A 20297-nucleotide genomic window follows, 5' to 3' on the forward strand; every position below is an offset into this window, starting at 1 on the left:
ACCAATAAATGGAATTTATTATTTAAAGGACTTTAATGAAAATTTTAGCATTTTTAATAATACTGCTATGCACTCTATCGTTTAATGTACTTAGCCAAAACGTCACTGAAATCCCACTTCCTGAAGAGTTTGTTACAACAATGGATGTAGCCGGCGAATATCCAATGGTTCGCACTGGTTATTTAACAGATTCAATTTCTGATATCGCTCGCTTTTATCAGCAAAAATTAGGTGAGCCGTTAAAAACAAACGGCAATAATACATATCGCACTTTGTTTTATAATTACCAAGAACATAAGGTTCGTATTAGTCTATATCGCCGTAGTTATGTGACCGAAGTGAGTATAATGGTTGAATAAAAAGTTCTAAAAAACACGCCAAAAGCAGCTAATTTTAATGCTCAGTTAAGTATTGAATTTTAATTAAAGTATTTTTTGAAATTAGCTCATTTAAACTCTTTTTTACCCTTTAAAAATTATCCCCTACCCCAAGGTCTGTTTGTAAGCACATTACTTTTACTATTTATTGGAAGGAGTTAATTATGAGTAAGACCCTAATTATTGGCGCAAGCGGACAAATAGGTAAAATGGCAACTGAGCTACTTTTAAAAAATGAGCAAAATGTTGTGGCATTAGTGCGCGACAAGAATAAGCTAAGCGATTTAAACAGCTCTTTTTTAACTATCGTTGAGCAAGATCTTGAAGGCGATTTTGGTGATGCAATGAAAGGCTGTGACCAAGTGATTTTTGCTGCAGGTTCTGGCGGAAGTACAGGCGATGATAAAACTGTACTTATTGATTTATGGGCTGCAACTAAAGCAGCTACCTTTGCAAAAGAGCATGGCGTTAAACACTTTATTATGGTCAGCTCAATCGGTGCAGACGACCCAGATTCGATTCAAGATGATTTAAAACCTTACTTAGTTGCCAAGCACATGGCTGACGAGCACTTAATAAATAGTGGTTTAAATTATACCATTGTTCGCCCTGGTACACTGACTGATGATAGTGCTTCAATGCAAGTAACAACGCAGCGACCAAGTGATCGTTCTGAGGCTAAAATTAGCCGCGAAAACGTAGCCAATGCATTATTACATATTGCGACTAACTCATTTATTAGTAACCGCATTTTTGAGTTATTTGATGGCGACAAACCAATTAAAGCCGCTGTTAAATAAGCTTTAATACCAATTTATTTAAACGTATAAACAATTATTGCAGATTAGTATAGTTCATCGATAAGCCCAAAAATTACAGTGTAGTCGCTCTGCACCGGTAGTTTTTAGGCAATGAATTGTTTAATTCGCTTAAGTGATTTATGTTTAATAAAATTAAATTTACTCCACTAAGTAAATTAGTGGAGTAATATTTTAATACCTTGCCAACCGAGTTGTAGCGTTAAAAACGTTAAAACGACTCTAAAAATACGCTCAAATCTATCCCCAGACATACTTTTAAGTAATTTAATTCCAAACCAAGTACCTACAGCACCACTTATTATCATAGCAATTACAAGCGGCATCCATTGCCAAAAACTAAAGCCAACAGCACCATAAATTACCGCTTTTAATAAATGCTGCACACTCATAATGCTCGAAAACGTTGCCGTAAATTTTAACTTTTCGTAATTATTTATATATAAACAGCTACCAACTAATGGCCCGCTCGCTCCCACAAACATAGAAATAAAAGTCGTTATGCCACCGGCGACCATACGCCATAACTTAGAAGTTAATTTTACTGGCGGTGTTTTACCCCACAGTAAATAAATAACAAAAATAGCGACCACTAACTTCATAGCATCAAGCGATATATCATCAATAACAAAACTTGATAACCCCGCCCCTACTAAGCCGCCTAACGCAAAATATACAAACATGCTTTTATCAATTTGCTTAAAGCTGAGTAATAACCTATTTGCATTAGAGCCAAGCTGCACTAAACCATGCACAGGCACAACAACTGCCATAGGCATAAACGACGCCATAACAACAAGCAACATTAGCCCGCCACCCGCACCAAATGCAGCAGATATAAAAGAAGTAAAGCCAGCGGTGATCATCATTAATAGAAACAAAAATAAAGACATACTGTCGGGAAATAAAAAGTCCATAAAACTCCACTGCCTATTTAGGTACTTTAAAGTCGCAGTATTTTAAACAATAAAAGGTACAACATACACCTATAGCAAGCGTTATAAGCCTCTATTTCAGTCAATGTATTATGTTGCGTTGTTTTTGCACTTTGTTTGCACATTTAACAAATATTATACATTCAACTTCATTACCGGATATTTCTGATGAGAAAACTTAACGCACCAATTTTAGCACCGCTTACAGTGTGCATACTTGCACTGGGCTTAGCTGCCTGTAACGGTAGTGATGCTGAAAATACCGTCGTAACTGAAACAACCACCGATGAGGGCACTACAACAGATACTTCAACCGATTTCGTTGTTGAAGTTGACCCTTTTAACTTTGAAAGCGATGCGCTCATTTCATCAATTACAACTCAAACATGTACGCTAAGTAATGGCGATGAAGCTTCATGCTACAAAATTGATATAGCCGGTGCGCCTTCAAATTACGAGATTGGTGTATTCTGCCCTAGAAATATCACATCAACAGCAGACGAAGCCGGTATTTGGTTTGATGGCACCGGTGAGGTTTACGATATAACTGGCGACTTTATTTTAAATCTACCAACATTGTATAACGATAGCCATTGGAAGCTATACGACGAAGGTACAGGCCTTGTAAATGTAACAGACACACAAGAATCGTGTGATGGTGCTGCACGTCCAAACGTAGAGGAGCAATACCAAAATCACTGCGTAGAATGCTCTATTGATTATGTTGATGGCGGTATATCAGAATCATTTTTAATACCAATAACGCCTGTTGCAACCACTCAAAATAGCAGTATTGGTAACACTAATGTAGGTGTTGCTCTAAATGGTGTTGTACTTGCTGCACCCGCCCCTGTTGAGGCTATTTTAGGCGCATACACTATTGCAGCCTTTGATGATTGCGCCGGGCATATTAACTTAGTAGCAGGTTATCACTACCACGGTGAAGCAGGCTGTAGCCAAACACAAATCCAATCAGACGGTCATGCCGCCATGATGGGTTATGCACTCGATGGATTTGGTATATTTGGCATGCTTAACGAAGATGGATTAGAACCCACTGATTTAGACGAATGTAGAGGCCACACCGACGATACACGCGGATACCACTACCATGCAGCCGATGTATCTGAAAACATGTTTATTGGTTGTTTTAAAGGTGCTACCGCAAGATAACTCGCATTCTGGCCAAATAATTAACTGAGATACTAATGAAAATATTTAACGTAATAAAAGCACTAACCACTGGCTTTTTACTTGCTACCTCATGCTCAGCGCTAAGTCATGCAGGCCACGGCTCAAACGCGCCTTGGGAAGCATGTGAAGAAAAAGCCATTAATGAAGGTTGTAGCTATACAAGCCATGATAAAAAAGCGACAGGCACATGCCAAGCAATGAACAAAGTACTTATGTGCGTTCGAAATAAACCACTTGAAACATTAATAGACAAAGCAACTCAACCTGCCAGTGATCAAAAGCAATCTGTAAAATCACTCGCAAAACGATAAAGTAAAGTAACAGCTACACGCCAAAGTCTTAACGCTGTTTGTTAAGGCTTTTTTTAATCACAAATCATTAGAAAGCATACCCTTTATCTGTTAAATTAGCTTTGTGTATCAAATAATAAAAATAAAATTCCAAAAATGGAATTACACAAGCAAGGTACTAACGTGAGCGCTACATTTAAAATTGTTTTTAATGGTCAGTTATATCAAAATACTGACCTTACCTCTGCCCAAGAAAAACTTAGCCAACTTCTAAATATTCCTCATAATATTGTTGTTCAGTTATTTGATGGGAAAGCTTACGCTTTAAAAAAAGACTTATCGAGTATTGATGCTGTTAAAACAGAATCCTCACTAAAAAAGCTAGGATTAATTACTAAAGTAGAACCGCAACTCTCTACTGTAACCTCTCAATCTCAAAATAATCAAATAGCACTCACTGAGCACAGTAAAAATACAGATAAACACATTAGTGAAAGTACTGAAGGCAAAAGTATCTCAGTACAAAGTGAACGCCTAGATACGGGCAAAGCCCCAAATACAGCTGCCGCTATTAAGCAAAGTTATAATAAATATAAACTACTGCGTAACACTTTAAAAAGCGCATTGTACTTTTGCTATAGCGCACTTTGTATTATTACCTTAATAGGCGTAGTGATCAGTGTTAATGCACTGAAAAACAACTTTGGCATTCTAAATAACGGAACTACAAATAACACAACTACAAACAACTTAAGTTACCAAAATTATAAACAATATTTGATTGATCAAAATAGCCTAAATCAACCAGCAAAAAAAGTAACAAACGAGCAAGCAGCTAGCCCTACACAGCAAAAAAGTAATGAATACTTTAGACGCTTTTCATCGCTAATAAATAGCTACGCGCAAAGTACAGGACAAGCTGATATAAAAACGATGGGGGGCGATAAATTACAACAGCACCTGCAAGAAATAGATGACCTAGGCCCTAAAAATGAATTTTGGCAGCAACTGGTACAACTTTCAAAAGGCTTAGATAACGATAAACATGCAATAGGGATGCTAAACAATACTGATCCCGCCAAAGTACAATGGATAAACGCGGTAGATTGGATCAGCCAAAGCTATATTAGGCAACAGCAAAACTCGCAAACTACAAACAATTCTCCTGTCACTACCTACGAGCCAAGTAACCCTATACTTAACCTAACGTTGTTAATAAGTATGCTGTCGTTATTTAGCCTGCTTGTGATTGCAATAAAAATGAAGCTACGCGCAATAAGACATTCTTAAACTTTATTTTATAAACTCCATAAAAAAACCCGCAAATTTGAATTAACAAATTTGCGGGTTTCTTATGGTTTTCGAATAACGAGTTCAAAAACCTTTATTGGTGGAGCTGGGGGGATTTGAACCCCCGTCCGAAAAGCCTCGACCGTCGGTACTACATGTTTAGTATTGTCATTTAATTAACCTTTAAGTCCCGGACAAACACGGTAAATAAAGGCGAGGCCGCTTAGTTTTAACGCTTCAACCCCGGCCAGGGTTTCCGTCGCGATCAGGTGTTAGGGTGACACTCCAAAATCCAGTCCACAAGAATACATGGAAGGAGCGCTAGCCAGCCTAAGCTGCTAGAGAGTAGTTATCGTCGTTTGCGATTACTTTAGGTTGCGGCTGTTTAACGAGGCAAACCGCACCTCGACATGCACCTTGGGCTTCTTGAATTCCGTCGAATCCTAATCAGCCCCTGAATTAGTAACTCAATTCAGAGCGTGCAAACAGTATAACTGAGTAAAGTACTGATACTCAAGGCCTAGTAACGCTTTATTTTAATTGCGTGCACTAACCGAGCATTAAGTAACCAAAATTTAGTTTATGCAAGCCCATATAAACATTTGCTTAACAATGTGTTTAACCTGTGTTCAAATAAGGAGTTAAGGTTTTTGTCATTTCTAAACCTTTAGTTGTAAAAAACAAAAATAATAACAGGCATAGAGTAGGGAATTAATAAATGTCGGTTTTTTCATTTGATCAAAATACAGGGTTTGTCTCTTTAGTTAGTCACCCTATTGATAGTGGCTTTCCTGTTACGAGTACTCAGCTTACGCAAATGCTCGAACAATCTGAGTTTAGTGAGTACGAAGCTGTCATTGCCAATATTGGAAAGCTTTTTGCGCCAACTAAAAACTATCAGGAAGTATCACTTGTCGTTGCTAAAGCGGTAGATGCGTCGCTTGTCATTAATATTGATGAAAAAAACATGGTCGCAGAAGCAACATTAACTACCGCTAAAGGTGGTGCGCTTTTGTCTATGGAAGGTGCGCAAAAAGCGCTTGCTGATGCAGGTGTTAAAAAAGGAATAAGCCCACGCGCGCTTGATACCTTTTTAGGCCAGCAGTTTGAAAAACCAGCAGGAAGCTCTTATAGCGCCATAATTGCACATGGGCGTAATCCTAAAAAAGGCAGCGATGCTAAATTTGTGCGCTTATGCTCAACAGCCCAAGACCGTGTGCTTAGCCCACAAGCTAAGGAAGGTGGTAAGGTTGATATGAAAAATCTTGGCGCTATTATCACCGTAAAACCTGGTACTCCCTTAATGCAGCGTATTGCCGCTACTCCTGGAGAAGATGGCTATACGGTATTTGGCGATTCAATTAGTGCAAAACCAGGTACAGATCACCAACTCCAGCCTTTCGAAGGTACAAAAGTAGATCCTAATAATCCTAATATGCTTATTGCCGACTGCAAAGGTGTGCCCGTTGCCCTACCCCGAGGTATGCGTGTAGATGACGTTTTATGCTTTGATAACGTAGATGTAAGTACAGGCCACGTTGATTTTGATGGTAGCGTAATTATTACTGGCGATATTAAAGACGGCATGCGTGTAAAAGCCAATGGTGATATTACGGTACTGGGTTTTGTAGAATCAGGAGCTGTTGAAAGTAAAAGTGCGGTAACCATTATGCTTGGCGCAATTGGTAGAAAACGTGAAGGCGAGGAAGCATTTACATGCTCTATAACCGCTCAGCGAACTATTTCTATTGGTTATGCTCAGTACTGCAATATTAAATCCGAACAAGATTTATTTATTGAACGCCAAGCCCTACATTGTGATTTAAGTGCTAGGCGGTTAATACGTGTAGGCAAAGCAAACGATCCGCGAGGTAAAATTATTGGCGGTAATATTTTAGATGCTATGCGCATTGAAACAGGTGAGCTAGGCGCGCCAGCCGGTACTAAAACGCGCGTATTTTTAGCGCAACTCTGGTTTGAGCTTCGCCAAAAGCAAACACAAATAACCGATTTTGAAAAAGTACTTGCGACTAAAGTAACCGCTTTACAACAGGCTCGTGAAAAAGCGAGTAAAATTGCGGGGGCTGCTCAGCGCCAGCAATTCATGAATAAGATAACTGAAAATGAAAAGCATATAAAAATACGCTCTGCACATATTCATCGTCAAAAACTACTTATTAAGCAAAAAATAGTGCAATTACTTGCCAGTAGTCGTTTAAAAGTAAATGAATTAATGCACCCTGGTGTGGAGCTTAAAATAGCGAAAGATTCTAAACAATTTTCGCGTATTTACCCGCCCCACCTAGTTAAGCTAACTGAGGGTAAAATTACTCAGACGTTTTAGTTTCTTCGTTATTTTGTGTCTCAGTTTCAACTTCGCCATTTGCGTCGCAATCATCAGTTGGCGCTAATGGCCAACCACCTAATTGCTGCCAGCGATTTACTATTAAGCAATAAAGCTCAGCTGTACGTTCTGTGTCGTAAAGCGCTGAGTGTGCTTGGCTGTTATCAAACTCGATACCTGCCGCTCTACACGCTTTTGCTAATACAGTCTGCCCTAACGCTAAACCCGCTAAAGATGTTGTATCAAAGCTTACGAACGGATGAAATGGTGTACGCTTAATGTTATTACGCTCTATTGCTGCATTTAAAAAGCCATGATCGAATGCGGCATTATGTGCCACAATAACTGAGCGTTGGCACCCAGCGGCCTTTTGCGCTTTGCGTACTACTTTACATATTTCTTTAATTACTTCGTCTTCAGGTACTGCGCCACGTAATGGTGAAAACGGGTCTATACCGTTAAAGTCGATGGCTGCTTGTTCTATATTAGCGCCTTCGAATGGCTGAACATGAAAATGAACAGTATGATCTATGCTGAGCAGTCCTTCGTCATCCATTTTTAAAACAGAAGCTGCTATTTCTAACAAGGCATCTGTCTCTTTGTTAAAACCTGCAGTTTCAACATCAATAACAACAGGAAAAAATCCACGAAAGCGTTTTGCGAAAGGTGTTTGCTCAGTATTTGCCATAGTCTTCTTTGTTTATACGTGTAAGCTGACTATTATGTCAAAATTGATGCCCCCTAGGCTAGGGGATTTAAGTATTTATTGCTTTAAAATTGTAGGCACATAACTTGCTTTAACTTATAAGTTAGTTACGTAGAGAACAAACTAATCATTGCAGTCGTTAATTTGCCAAATTATTGGCATTCCCGGATAGCTGGAGAGCACCATGAAGTATAAGTTGTTATTTATTAGCCTTAGTATAAGTGCAGTGCTTTGCAGTACTCACTCGCAAGCTGCTATGCGCCAATATACAGCAACCCAAGACAACTCCAACTGGGAAGTCGTTAAAACAACGCGCTTACAATGCCAATTAAATCATGAGGTTCCTTATTATGGGGAAGCTATTTTTAAAGCTTCAGCAAGTAAAAATAAAAACTTAACATTTAATTTAGACATGGTTGTACGCCCAGATAACTACGCAATTGCAGGTTTAAAAGCCGTGCCGCCTACATGGCGTGCAGGGTTGCCGGCTCGCGATATTGCAAACATGAAATTACTTAAAAAGTTTGATGGTGAGCTGGGCAATAAAACCGCATGGGAGATGCTTAGCGAGCTTGAAAAAGGCTACTACCCTACTTTTTATTATCAAGACTGGCAAAATAGTGCCGATAAAATTGCCGTTGGCATATCGAGTGTAAACTTTAAACAAGCTTACTGGGCTTTTTTACAATGCCGCGATGAGCTACTCCCTTACAGCTTTGAAGATATTTCGTTTACTGTAATGAACTATCAATCTAACAGCAGTAAATTAACTAAATCGTCGCAACAACGTCTTGATAAGATTGCTGAGTATCTAAAAAATGACGCAAGCATAGAGTCCATTAGCATTGACTCATACACCGATAGTTATGGCGGACGCTGGAATAACTTAGATTTATCGCGCAAGCGCGCCAAAACTATAAAAGATTATATGGTGAGCTTGGGTGTTGATGAAGCAAAAGTGCAAACCACCGGTTTAGGCGAAAAACGCTTTGTTGATAATAACGATAACATTTTAGGCCGAGACAAAAACCGTCGTTTAATTATTCAAATAGAGAAAATGTAGTAAAACTAATTTGCGCTTACTCTCTTTCGCTTTAAAAATTTATCACCAAATTGGAAAAAACCCAGACTAATTAAAATAATAACCGCACCAATTATTAGCTCTTGGCTTAATGGCTCATTGTTTAGCCAAGCTCCTAAGCCTAACGCAAAGCTAGGAGTTATGAGCGTAGTAAGTGATACCGTACTCGCATTTAGGTTTTGCAGTACATGAAAATACGCCAAAGCCCCAACTAAAGATCCAAACACACCTAGATAACCAATTGCCCACAATGATTTTGCACTCCAGTTCTGTATATGCAACTGACCATCTAATAACCACCAAGCAATAAAAAAGAGTGGGGTTACAAAAACTAAGGCACCAAATGTTGTTGCCATAGGGTGAATCGCAATTTGTACGCGCTTAATCATCACACCACTTAAGCTAAAAAAGCAGACAGCCATAAACACATAAAGTAACCCGAGCCCTTGAGTTTGCGAGTTTTGTACTTGGTTATAACTAACAAAATATAAGCCGATTAGGGCGCACGCTAACGCCACTAATTTAATCGGGCTAAATTTAGGTTCATTTAGTAATTGCTGAGCAAGCAACCCTGACAAAATAGGTGCAAGGCCAAACATAAGCGAAATAATACCCGAAGGGACTGTTTTAGCTGCCATATAGCTCAACAACATACCGCCAAAAATACCTATACTCGAATAAAAATAAAGTAAGCATGCATTTTTGCTCCAAGGTACTCTAATGTTTGTTATGGCAACAATTAAACCACCTAAAAACAACCCCACCAGCATACGCATTAATACAGCAAGCGTTGGCGATACTGTTTCACTGCTCCACACAATCCCCAGTGGTGTAGTAGACCAAATGAGAACCATAAAAAAATACGATACTTTTACCGGCACATGCCAATCCTTAGCGTTTTATAACGCAATCCAACGTATATAAAATTATACCCTCACCACCCTATTTTAATACTTTTAAATGCATACAAGTCCTTAATAAATACAGTTGTAAATTGTAGGTTACATTTTAATACCGCTCTTTTATTACAAAACTATTTGAGATTTGAGTAACTAGTTATATCGTGCATGTATATTAATAATAATTAAGGTAATTAAGTGCTTAAAAATAAAACAACTGGAAGCATGTTAATTGTTGCAGGCACAACTATTGGTGCAGGTATGTTGGCATTGCCAATTGCATCTGCCGGGCTTGGGTTTAGTACTGCACTTGCATTAATAATTGCTAGCTGGTTACTAATGACCTACACCGCACTACTCATGCTAGAGCTACACCAATATGCACCACGCGATGCAACGTTAAATACGTTGGCTAAATTATGGCTTGGAAAGCGCGGACAATACATCGCGAATTTTTCGATGGTTTTTTTATTTTACGCTTTATGCGCTGCTTATATAGCAGGTGGTGGTGCACAACTTCAAGCGCGTATAAATATAGGCTTTGATGTAAATATAGCCCCACAGTTTGGCTCTGTGATCCTCGCTGTTATTATTGCAAGTGTGGTAACACTGGGCACTAGCAAGGTAGATAAACTAAATAGAGTGTTATTTACAATAAAAATTATTGTATTAGCTAGTTTGTTTTACATGCTAACCCCTTATGTACAAGGTAAGCATTTATTAGAGATGCCTGTAGAGCAAGGGTTAATCCTTTCGGCTATACCGGTTATATTTACTTCGTTTGGCTTTCACGGCTCTATTCCTTCAATTGTTAAATATGTTGGTGTAGAAATAAAAGTACTGCGCAAAGTAATGATTGCTGGAGCCGCCCTGCCTTTAGTCATTTATATTTTTTGGCAACTACTTAGCCAAGGTATTATGAGCCAAGCTGACTTACTCAACAGCCAAGGCCTTAGTGGCTTTGTATCAAGCGTAGCAAGTATTGCGCATAACCCAAGTGTAGCAACGGCCGTTAAGTTATTTGCTGATTTAGCACTTGCGACATCATTTTTAGGGGTGAGTTTAGGGTTATTCGATTTTTTTGCTGATACATTTAAAAAAGGTGACAATAAAACAGACCGAATTAAAACGGCCTTAATTACGTTTATTCCGCCGCTTGGCTTTGCATTATTTTATCCTCAAGGCTTTATTATGGCTTTAGGTTACGCTGCAATAGCACTTGTCGTACTTGCAATATTTTTGCCTGTAGCAATGGTTTATAAACAGCGTACAACATCAAGTAAAACAGGTTACAAAGTTAAAAGTGGGAATATTGGGCTTGGCATAGCAGCTATATGTGGCATAACGATTATTGCTGCGCAGTTTATGCAAATGGCGGGGCTAATTCCAGCTATCGGTTAAAGCTTTTTGTATTAATTTAGATAATAAAAAACCGCATATCATTAGATGTGCGGTTTTTTTATATTAACTGCGTTTATTTACAAACGTCAGCTACAGCATTTGAAAAGTATTCAATATTTGACTGGCTAACACCTGCAACATTTACGCGGCTAGAACCTACAATGTAAATACCATATTCTTTTTGTAGGCGAGCAATTTGCTCTTTATTAATACCTAAGAAAGAAAACATACCGTTTTGGCGTTCAATAAATGAGAAGTCTTGCGCAATATCTTTAGTTGCTAAGCTTTCTTTAATTAAGCTACGTAAGCCATTTATGCGGCTACGCATTTCATCAAGCTCAGAGTGCCATAATTGTGTAAGCTCTGTACTGCTTAAAATAGTATTAACAATATCAGCACCATGCGCTGGCGGCATTGAGTAAATACTACGTACAACGCTTAGCATTACAGAGTTTGAAATATCTGCTGTTGCGCTATCTTTTGCAATTAGTGAACATGCACCAATACGCTCGCGGTATAAGCCAAAGTTTTTAGAACATGAAGAACAAATAATTAGCTCTTCTACTGCATCAGCTAAAATACGTAAGCCACGTGCATCTTCTTCAAGTGAAGCACCAAAGCCTTGGTATGCAATATCAACAAGTGGTGTAAAGCCAACTTCTTTTGCAAGTTCGGCAACTGTGTTCCACTGTGTTTCGTTTAAGTCCATACCGCTTGGGTTATGACAACATGCATGCACTAAAACCACATCACCTTTAGGCACTTGTTTAAGTGTGTTTATCATTTCATCAAACAGTAAGTCTTTATTTTCGTAATCGTAATACGGGTATTCTTTTACTGTTAAGCCTGCAGCTTCAAACAAGCTAATATGGTTTGCCCATGTTGGGTTAGTTACCCATACTGTTGCATCTGCATTGCAACGCTTAATAAATTCAGCTGCAACGCGAAGTGCGCCCGTACCACCTGGCGCTTGCGCAGTACGTACGCGATTTGCTAGCAATGCTTGATGTTCGCCTAGTAGTAACTGCTCCATCTTTTGGCAGTAATCTAAGTTACCCGCTAAACCAATGTAAGATTTGCTCATTTCGTTTTCAAGACGAAACGCTTCAGCTTTTTTAACCGCTTTAAGAACCGGTGTATTGCCTTGCTCATCTTTGTAGACACCTACACCTAAATCAATTTTATTAGGGTTTGTATCTTGTTTATAGGCCGCCATAAGGCCAAGAATAGGATCTGTTGGTAATGGTTTTAATACTGAGAACATTGGCTATCTCTTATCGTTATTTAGGGGTTAGCTGTTAAGCTAAGCTTAACATAAAAGCACATCATGTTGACTAGCGTTATTTACACTAGAAAGTGAGGAATTTTAATACAACATGCAATTAAAACGGCAAGCGTCTTTTCATCAAAAAAATCATTTTTAAAGGCTTCAGCATCTACAATACCAACACATTCATTTTGTGTATTAAATAAAGGTAAGCAGGTTTCTGATTTAACTTTAGGATCGCATGTGTAGTATTCACCACCTTGTGATAAGTACTCTTCAACGTTATTAATAATACGGCCCTTGTGAGATAGCGCAACCTGCACGTTATTACTACCTGCCGCAAATGCTTGCGTTAAAGGGAACAACGGACGACTAGGCGCACCATGATAAGCTAATTTTAATAGTTGCTTACCTTCACTAGTATTAGTTGATTGATAAATACCATACCAATCAACACTTGTTTGTTGCTCAATGTAGCTCACAATACTTTGTAAATTAGCTAGCTTGAACTGTGTTTGCTCATCATTTTTAAGATAATCAGTTAATTTGAATGGCTCATCTTGTAGGTAACCAAATAAACTACACGCACCGCCCTCGCCAAGCTCAGGTATTTGATACTCCCAACATACATTAGGCAAAGCTGTGTTTGCTAAATGTAGCTCAAGCTTTTCAAGCTCTGTTGAAATCAAAGCTGGATTAGCACTTAGTTGTGCTTGTTTTAGGTAAGAAGAAATCATTTGGCCATCCATACATCTAAAGTTTCGAGAATAATAGCATGGATATTTTTGCAGAGCTAGCTCAACTTGTAGCACATTTCAACTTGGTTACCGCTGGCGTTATAAGTTACTTTTTCGGCTATTTCTTCTAGTAAAGACACCCCTCTACCAAATTCATTATTAACCTTTGCCAACTCATCGTGCTTACTACTAAACCCTCGGCCTGAATCACAAATAATGAAATATAAACTGAGCGTATCGGGGCAATAGCGCATATCAATAATAATCATCGCATCTGTAAGTTTAGCAAGAGCTGCCTCTCTTAGTTCGTAATATCGAAAAAAGCCGTCTTCTTGTTTTTTAATCTCTGAGTTAAGTCCTAGTACGCCATGATCAAGCGCATTGTTATAAGCCTCAGACAACAGTAAAAATATATTAGAACGATGGGCATTTAGCCCCCCAACACTGCTTAAAATATTAACAACGTCGTAAACGGGGTCTGTTTTTTTTATTTGTTCTGAGTTTAAACTCAAAGATAAATTAAACGCTAAAGTAGAGAATGCTTCTCGCTCTTGCTCCTCAGGAACTAAAGGCAGGCAGTTTAGTAAAACAATGCTTAAATCGTCTTGCTGTTTAGTGCCATCTGCAAACTTAGTAACGTCAGCCACTATATCTTCGCTACTAATCATCGATTTACTTTTTAAGGTTTGTAAAAAACGCTCTTCCCCAAAAAATGTATCTTCTTTGTTTGCTGTTTCTATAATACCGTCGGTTGCTAATACTAGGCGTGTATTACTATTCGTTTCAAAGTGAATAACTTCATATTCAAATTCTTGGTCGTCTAAAATCCCCAGCGCCATATGTTGCGACTCTAATGTTTGTTTTACATTACCGTCTTTATCTATTAGGTACGCATCTGGCAAACCGCCCATCCATGCAGAAATACTTTTACCGGATGCACTAAGCTCTATAATGGTTGCAGCACAAAACATGTGTCCAGGTAGGAGATTGTAAAGCAGTGTATTTAGCTCACAGGCAATGTCATTAATCGCCATGCCTTTTTGTACCATAGTATAAAAAACACGAGAGATAGGTAATGCACCAATAGCTGCCGCTAAGCCGTGCCCTGTAAAGTCTCCCAACATGCAATACAGATTGCCTATTGGACTTTGCGCCACTAAAAACATATCGCCGTTAAACATAGACGCCGGCGATAAATTAAAATCGAGGTACTCTTTAAACTTGCCTTGATTCTCTAATGAGTTATTAAAAATATGCTCAATTATTTCGTGTTCACGTTCAATTTGATTGTGATGATATTCAAGCAGTTTTTTTTGTTGATTCGATTTTTTACTTAGCTCTCTGGTGCGGCTATGTGCTTTAATTTTTGCATGCAAAATAACTTTTTCAAATGGTTTATGAATAAAGTCATCGCCACCTAACGCGAGGCACCGCTCAAAACTTGCTTGATCTTCTAAGGAGGTTATAAAAATAATCGGTAAGTAAACTTCACTATACTGCTGCTTTATTTTTTCAGCTGCTTCAAAACCATCCATTACGGGCATTAATACATCGAGTAAAACAATGTCTATTTGCTCTCTTTTAAGTACATTAAGTGCATCTAGCCCATTGTAAGCCACTGAAATTTTGTAACCTTCCTGCTCAAGCATTTTACTTAGTAAAATGCGATTGAGCGCCTGATCGTCAACAATCAACACATGTATCATTAGCTAATATCAAACTTTTTATCAAAACGTGAAATTTGTAGGATTTTTCTAAGCTGAGGCTGGCAATTACTTATTTCGATGGTTTGTACTTGGCTATCAATGGTTTTTTTCATGTTAAGTAACATGCCAAGTGCTGAACTATCCATATAATCAGTCTCTCTTAAATCGATAATAACCTTTACTGTTTTTTCGCTCATTTGAGCATAAGCTTGGCGAAACGATTGCACTAAATTAAAATCAAACTTACCTTTAATTTGTATTGTTAATGTAGTGCCATCGACTGATTCATTCTTAGTTAAACTCATAGTAAACTCCAATAATATTTCCTTTGAACTAAATATAACCTGTTAAAAGTATTTAGCAAAAAGAAAAACACACAACTTCAAATTTGCTATCATTTACACCAGTATTTAATTCATTTTTATCCACAAAGGTAAGGTATGAGTGATAGTCACTTAGTATATTCAACTAGTACGGGTCGCATTGACCAGCCGAAACCAGAAAAAGAGTTGCACGCTAAACTTTTTAAAGATGGTTTTATTCGCATTGAGCGTCAAACTAAAGGGCGTAAAGGCAAAGGCGTAATGCTAGTTGTTGGCATTGATCCAAAAGATCACGATTTAAAAAAGTTAGCTAAAACTATAAAAAGCAAAATGGGCCAAGGCGGCGCAGTAAAAGAAGGCATTATTGAAGTACAAGGTGATGACCGAGATAAACTAAAAGGCATTTTAGAAGCGTTAAAATTTAAAGTTAAAATTGCGGGTGGTTAACCCGCAATTTTATTAACTAGTTACTTCGCTATTTGCGAGTTCATTTAACCTTTCATACAAATTCGGTAGTTCGTGCTCAGCAATTGGCTTACTAAAATAATAGCCTTGCACAATGAAGCAATTATTATTTTGTAAAAACTGCATCTGCTCTATTGTCTCAACTCCTTCTGCGACCACGTCTAGCTTTAACTTTTGCGCCATGGCAATAATAGCTGCAGTGATTTCCATATCATTCGTATCCTCAGGGATATCTTTTACAAATGAACGGTCAATTTTCAATATATCAACCGGGAACCGTTTTAAGTAACTGAGCGACGAATAACCTGTACCAAAGTCATCAATAGAAATAGATATACCTAATGCTTTAAGCTCGTGCAATTGTGTAATGGCTGCCTCTACATTACCCATTAGCATGCTTTCGGTCAGCTCTAAATGAAGGCGCTTTGCTGAAACACCCGACTTAATTATCATTTTGCTCAGTGTTGTAACTAAGCTTGAGTCTTTAAACTGGCGGGCCGATAAGTTTATCGATATATTATTTTCTAGACCTTGTTCTGCCAATCTTACGGCAAAATCACAAGACTCTTGAAGCACCCATTCACCTAATTCAACTATAAGGCCTGTCGCTTCTGCAATAGGAATAAATTTATCTGGAGGGATTGCGCCTTCAGTTGGGTGGAACCATCTTAATAACGCTTCATAACCAACGACCTGATGAGTACGGCTATCAACTTGAGGTTGGTAGTAAACTACAAATTGCTTTTCTTTGAGCCCTATACGTAACTCATTTTCGATAAATAAACGCTCATTTGCGGCCGCGTTTAATTCTTGGCTATAAAAGTGGAAGGTATTACGTCCTTTTGCTTTTGCCTCATACATTGCCAAATCAGCATGTTTGAGTAACTGATCTTCCTCTAAGCTATCGTAAGGAGCCATAGTTATACCAATACTTGCACTGACAATAACTTCATTGCTACCTAGTTTTATAGGCACGTTCAGTGTTTTTTGAATTGTATTGGCAACATCAGCCGCGTGAGCTTGGCTTTCTATACCACTGAGCAACACTGCAAATTCATCACCACCTAAGCGCGCTATGGTGTCCTCGGCTCGTAAACGTTTTTTAAGTCTGTTTGCCACTTCAATTAATAATTGATCGCCAGCATCGTGCCCTAATGTGTCGTTAATACGCTTAAATTCGTCTAAGTCAAAGTAAAACAAAGCAAATGCATAATGCCCGCGCTCTGCTAATGCCATTGATTTACGCAATTGCATTCTAAAAAACGTTCTGTTGGCAAGTCCCGTAAGGGTGTCAAAGTAAGCCAGTTGTTCCATTTTACGCTGGCTTTCTTTTACAAACGAAATATCTTGTGCTGATGCTACATAACTGGTTATTTCACCGCCCTCCTCACGAATTGGCGAAACACTTAAAGACACCCAAATTGGCTCTTTGTTTAAACCAGCTATTAATGTGTCCCCGCGCCAGTAATTACGGCTGCGTAAATCTATGTCTATATCTTCAACTAAAATAGACATTTCTGAGGCAATAATATTAAGTAATGGTGCTCTATTAAAATGGCTTTCTGGATAGCCTGTCATTTCGAGCATTTTGGGGTTTACGTACTCAATGACAAAATTTTCATCGGTGATCACAACCCCAGTGCCCGAGAACGCGACCGCTTTAGATAAACGATTAGCTGCTTTTTCAGCAATTTCTTTTTCTGTAATTCTTTGGTTTAAACCATCAATAAGTTTGCGGATTTCTACCGTCATGTCTCTAAATGAGCCATTAAGGGTACCAATCTCATCTTTGTTTTCTGGCGGAAACTCTGTTGTTAGCTGACCTTTACCAAAGCTTGTTACTGCATAAACTAAAGTATGTAAACGGCGAAGTACTAGTTGATAAAGCGCCTGATGCAGCAATAAAGCAACTAATATTGCGTATAAAATAAAGAGTCCAAAAAACTTCAGTTTTAAATCTTGTAACGCAGATAACGTTGATGAACGTTTTTTATAAACCCCTATGTACCAATCTAAATCATCAATTTTACGAATATTAATAATGTGAGCTTCATCATTTTGTTCAAATGAATTGGCATATTCTGGTAACTTCACCGCAATTGCATCGTCAATAATTGACTGCAGTTCTGGGTTTACAAATTCGTTAGTAGCGAGTGCTTTATTGTCACTACCGTAGTCAGCTAATAATGCAGGGTTTAGATTGGGATGGGCTAACAATTGCCCTTTACTATCAAATACAAGTAAGTGTTTTTCTTTATCGCCAACAGGTAAAAATGAAATAAGTTTGTTAAGGGAAATATCGCTTCCCGTTACACCTAAAAACTCGTTATCAACATACACCGGCACTAGTAAGCTAATAACCCACTTTCGCCATACTGTATCGTAATAAACTTTTGACCATGCAGGCTCACGCTCTGACCCCAACATACTTTTAATATATTTATACGTTGTACCTTGCGTAACTCTAAACTCGGCTGGTGCATTTAATGCCCAGTTTGGAGGAGAAACACGAATGAAATCGTCATCGGTAATTAAATAAAAGTTAAAAAAGTCGTGTACCAGAGTCGGAGAAATTATACGCCATAACATTTCAGAATCATTAAATAGGCGTTTATAAAAAGGAGAGTAATTTTGCTGTGGTAAAAATGCTGCTGATAATCCATCAGCCGAGGCACTTCGAATGGTACCATCGCTATTAAACTGTAACTGTGATTTATTACCTAAATTAATTGGTGAATTAGATTGAAAAAGCTGCTCTGTCACTACGTTATTAGCTTGCTGAGCAATATTTATTTTTGTTTTAATACGCTCATTAAACTGCTTCACTAATAAATCTGTAGAGCTTTTTAACACCTCATGTTCTTCAAAAACAAGTTGTTTCTCTTCAGATTTAAGCATTAAGGCAGCCGCACATACCCCTGCTATTAAACAAATAGCAGATATAAGCAGTGAAAGTTTTACACTTAAAGAATTCAATCCAAAACGAGATGGAGGCCGTCTGTAAACCACGGGTCAACCTTAATTATTAATAATTGTTATTATTTGAACCAGTTAACGAAATATACCAGATCCGCATTCATATTTATAAATTATTTGTAAAGTTTCTATAATAATCACCTAAGGTAAATAAATAGTACCCTAAGCTTATTTAGATCTTTATTGACATTGTTGGCAACTCTCCATACATTAACCGTATGAACATATTTATCTCTCGCACTTTTTTTTCGTTTTTTAGCTTCTTTATATAGAAGAGGCTTCCCTGTTTGTGAGATAAAATCAATCGAATAGTAAAGCCTCCCAACCGGGAGGCTTTTTTGTTTTTGCTGTGTAATAACAGCCTACTTTTGGAATGAGGATACCAAAATGACAAATGATGTATTAAATGCACTAAGACACGATATAAATGAAATAGACTCCGACCTACTCGTGTTATTAGCTAAACGTCGTCGCATTAGCCACGGTGTGGTTGAATATAAAATCGCCAACAACAAGCCAATTCGCGATGAAGCACGTGAACTCGCGCTTCTAGAAAAATTAATTGGTTATGGTAAGTCACTGGGTTTAGATGCTTACTACGTAAATAATGTGTTTCAAACTATTTTGGAAGATTCAGTTTTACACCAACAAGCAATGTTACAAAAAAACCTTAATCCAGACGCACTGAGTGAAACACACCGTGTAACTTACTTAGGTGGTCAAGGTTCTTATAGCCAGCTTGCATGTCATAAATACTTTAGTCGCCGCCCTGGTAAATTAATTGAAATTGGCTGTACATCGTTTGACGAAATAACAGGTAAAGTAGAAAACGGCCAAGCTGATTTTGGTTTATTACCGATTGAAAACACAAGCTCTGGTAGCATTAACGAAGTATTTGACTTATTACAGCACGCACAAGTCTCTATTGTTGGAGAAGTCACTCACAGTGTAGAGCATTGCTTACTCGCAAACCCTGATACTGAACTTAGCCAACTAACAAAAGTATTTGCACATCCACAACCATTTGCACAGTGCAGCCGTTTTTTACAGGGCTTAGGTGATTTACAACATGAAACTTGTGACTCTACATCAAGCGCATTGCAATCAGCTCTAAACACACCAAATAGTGCTGCAATTGGCTCTGCACAAGCAGGAAAAAATGTCGGCCTTGAAGTCATCAAATCCAACCTAGCTAATCAAAGCGAAAACCATAGCCGCTTTATTGTTGTTGCGCGTAAACCTCTGCAAGTGTCTAACCAAATTCCAACTAAAACTAGTTTAATCATGTCGACAAAACAGCAAGCGGGCTCACTAGCCGATGCGTTGATGATTTTTAAACAGCATAAGATTAATTTAGTAAAACTTGAGTCGCGCCCAACTCCGGGCAATCCGTGGGAAGAAGTATTTTATGTAGATCTTGAAGCAAACTTAGCTGATAGCCAAGTAAAAGAAGCGCTAGAAGAGCTTAAAGAACACACCCAATATGTG

Annotated in this window: 18 protein-coding genes, 1 other RNA gene and 1 other annotated feature; of the genes, 10 read left to right on the top strand and 9 right to left on the bottom strand. The window is 38.2% G+C overall.

Going from position 1 to position 20297, the window contains the following annotated elements; translation table 11 throughout:
- The first annotated feature begins 35 nt into the window (after positions 1–35).
- Complete coding sequence (locus tag H5159_RS17460) at positions 36–359, top strand: hypothetical protein (protein WP_182737328.1); 324 nt, start codon at positions 36–38, stop codon at positions 357–359.
- 182 nt (positions 360–541) lie between these two features.
- Positions 542–1177, top strand: coding sequence for an NAD(P)-binding oxidoreductase (locus H5159_RS17465; RefSeq protein ID WP_182780745.1), 636 nt, complete (start codon positions 542–544; stop codon positions 1175–1177).
- 176 nt (positions 1178–1353) lie between these two features.
- Here the strand turns inward: H5159_RS17465 and H5159_RS17470 are convergent, their stop codons facing one another.
- Positions 1354–2112, bottom strand: coding sequence for a sulfite exporter TauE/SafE family protein (locus H5159_RS17470; protein ID WP_182780746.1), 759 nt, complete (start codon positions 2110–2112; stop codon positions 1354–1356).
- A 186-nt stretch (positions 2113–2298) separates the two neighbouring features.
- Here H5159_RS17470 and H5159_RS17475 point away from each other — a divergent pair, with 186 nt between their 5' ends.
- From H5159_RS17475 to H5159_RS17485, 3 genes are all read left to right on the top strand, one after another.
- Positions 2299–3303: a YHYH protein gene (locus H5159_RS17475; protein ID WP_024596755.1), complete on the top strand. Its 1005-nt coding sequence runs from the start codon at positions 2299–2301 to the stop codon at positions 3301–3303.
- Positions 3304–3338: 35 nt separating this feature from the next.
- Positions 3339–3635, top strand: a complete 297-nt coding sequence (locus tag H5159_RS17480) for a hypothetical protein (RefSeq protein WP_024596756.1) — start codon at positions 3339–3341, stop codon at positions 3633–3635.
- A gap of 162 nt (positions 3636–3797) precedes the next feature.
- On the top strand, positions 3798–4904 hold the full coding sequence (locus tag H5159_RS17485) for a hypothetical protein (protein ID WP_310742397.1): 1107 nt from the start codon (positions 3798–3800) through the stop codon (positions 4902–4904).
- Positions 4905–5002: 98 nt separating this feature from the next.
- On the opposite strand, the gene ssrA is transcribed toward H5159_RS17485, so the two are convergent.
- Positions 5003–5359: a transfer-messenger RNA gene (gene ssrA, locus H5159_RS17490) on the bottom strand.
- 263 nt (positions 5360–5622) lie between these two features.
- Between ssrA and H5159_RS17495 the strand changes: the two genes are divergently transcribed.
- Positions 5623–7248, top strand: a complete 1626-nt coding sequence (locus H5159_RS17495; RefSeq protein ID WP_182737335.1) for a DUF342 domain-containing protein — start codon at positions 5623–5625, stop codon at positions 7246–7248.
- Here H5159_RS17495 and rnt read toward each other — a convergent pair.
- On the bottom strand, positions 7232–7936 hold the full coding sequence (rnt, locus tag H5159_RS17500; RefSeq protein WP_002961267.1) for a ribonuclease T: 705 nt from the start codon (positions 7934–7936) through the stop codon (positions 7232–7234). The genes H5159_RS17495 and rnt overlap by 17 nt on opposite strands.
- 202 nt (positions 7937–8138) lie before the next feature.
- On the opposite strand from rnt, the gene H5159_RS17505 reads away from it, so the two are divergent.
- Complete coding sequence (locus H5159_RS17505) at positions 8139–9017, top strand: OmpA family protein (protein ID WP_182712756.1); 879 nt, start codon at positions 8139–8141, stop codon at positions 9015–9017.
- Between the two features lie 5 nt (positions 9018–9022).
- Here the strand turns inward: H5159_RS17505 and H5159_RS17510 are convergent, their stop codons facing one another.
- A complete protein-coding gene (locus tag H5159_RS17510; RefSeq protein WP_024595662.1) occupies positions 9023–9916 on the bottom strand; it encodes a DMT family transporter in 894 nt (297 codons plus the stop codon).
- Positions 9917–10132: 216 nt separating this feature from the next.
- Between H5159_RS17510 and H5159_RS17515 the strand changes: the two genes are divergently transcribed.
- Entirely contained in the window at positions 10133–11335 is a 1203-nt protein-coding gene (locus H5159_RS17515; RefSeq protein WP_165723612.1) for an aromatic amino acid transport family protein, read from the top strand.
- Positions 11336–11408: 73 nt separating this feature from the next.
- Here the strand turns inward: H5159_RS17515 and H5159_RS17520 are convergent, their stop codons facing one another.
- From H5159_RS17520 to H5159_RS17535, 4 genes are all read right to left on the bottom strand, one after another.
- Positions 11409–12599: an amino acid aminotransferase gene (locus tag H5159_RS17520; RefSeq protein ID WP_002962951.1), complete on the bottom strand. Its 1191-nt coding sequence runs from the start codon at positions 12597–12599 to the stop codon at positions 11409–11411.
- A gap of 80 nt (positions 12600–12679) precedes the next feature.
- Entirely contained in the window at positions 12680–13339 is a 660-nt protein-coding gene (locus tag H5159_RS17525; protein ID WP_182712754.1) for a GAF domain-containing protein, read from the bottom strand.
- A 56-nt stretch (positions 13340–13395) separates the two neighbouring features.
- A complete protein-coding gene (locus tag H5159_RS17530) occupies positions 13396–15045 on the bottom strand; it encodes a SpoIIE family protein phosphatase (RefSeq protein ID WP_182712753.1) in 1650 nt (549 codons plus the stop codon).
- Entirely contained in the window at positions 15045–15350 is a 306-nt protein-coding gene (locus H5159_RS17535; RefSeq protein WP_149602997.1) for an STAS domain-containing protein, read from the bottom strand. Before H5159_RS17535 ends, H5159_RS17530 begins: the two co-directional genes overlap by 1 nt.
- 135 nt (positions 15351–15485) lie before the next feature.
- On the opposite strand from H5159_RS17535, the gene H5159_RS17540 reads away from it, so the two are divergent.
- A complete protein-coding gene (locus H5159_RS17540) occupies positions 15486–15815 on the top strand; it encodes a translation initiation factor (RefSeq protein ID WP_002962947.1) in 330 nt (109 codons plus the stop codon).
- Between the two features lie 12 nt (positions 15816–15827).
- On the opposite strand, the gene H5159_RS17545 is transcribed toward H5159_RS17540, so the two are convergent.
- On the bottom strand, positions 15828–18842 hold the full coding sequence (locus H5159_RS17545) for an EAL domain-containing protein (protein ID WP_039489199.1): 3015 nt from the start codon (positions 18840–18842) through the stop codon (positions 15828–15830).
- 192 nt (positions 18843–19034) lie between these two features.
- Positions 19035–19152: a sequence feature (Phe leader region), on the top strand.
- A 44-nt stretch (positions 19153–19196) separates the two neighbouring features.
- Here H5159_RS17545 and H5159_RS17550 point away from each other — a divergent pair.
- Positions 19197–20297 (top strand): chorismate mutase (locus H5159_RS17550; protein ID WP_182780748.1); only part of this gene is annotated, 1101 nt, incomplete at its 3' end.

The sequence above is a fragment of the Pseudoalteromonas sp. SG43-1 genome (assembly GCF_014164415.1).
Classification (GTDB): Bacteria; Pseudomonadota; Gammaproteobacteria; order Enterobacterales; family Alteromonadaceae; genus Pseudoalteromonas; species Pseudoalteromonas distincta.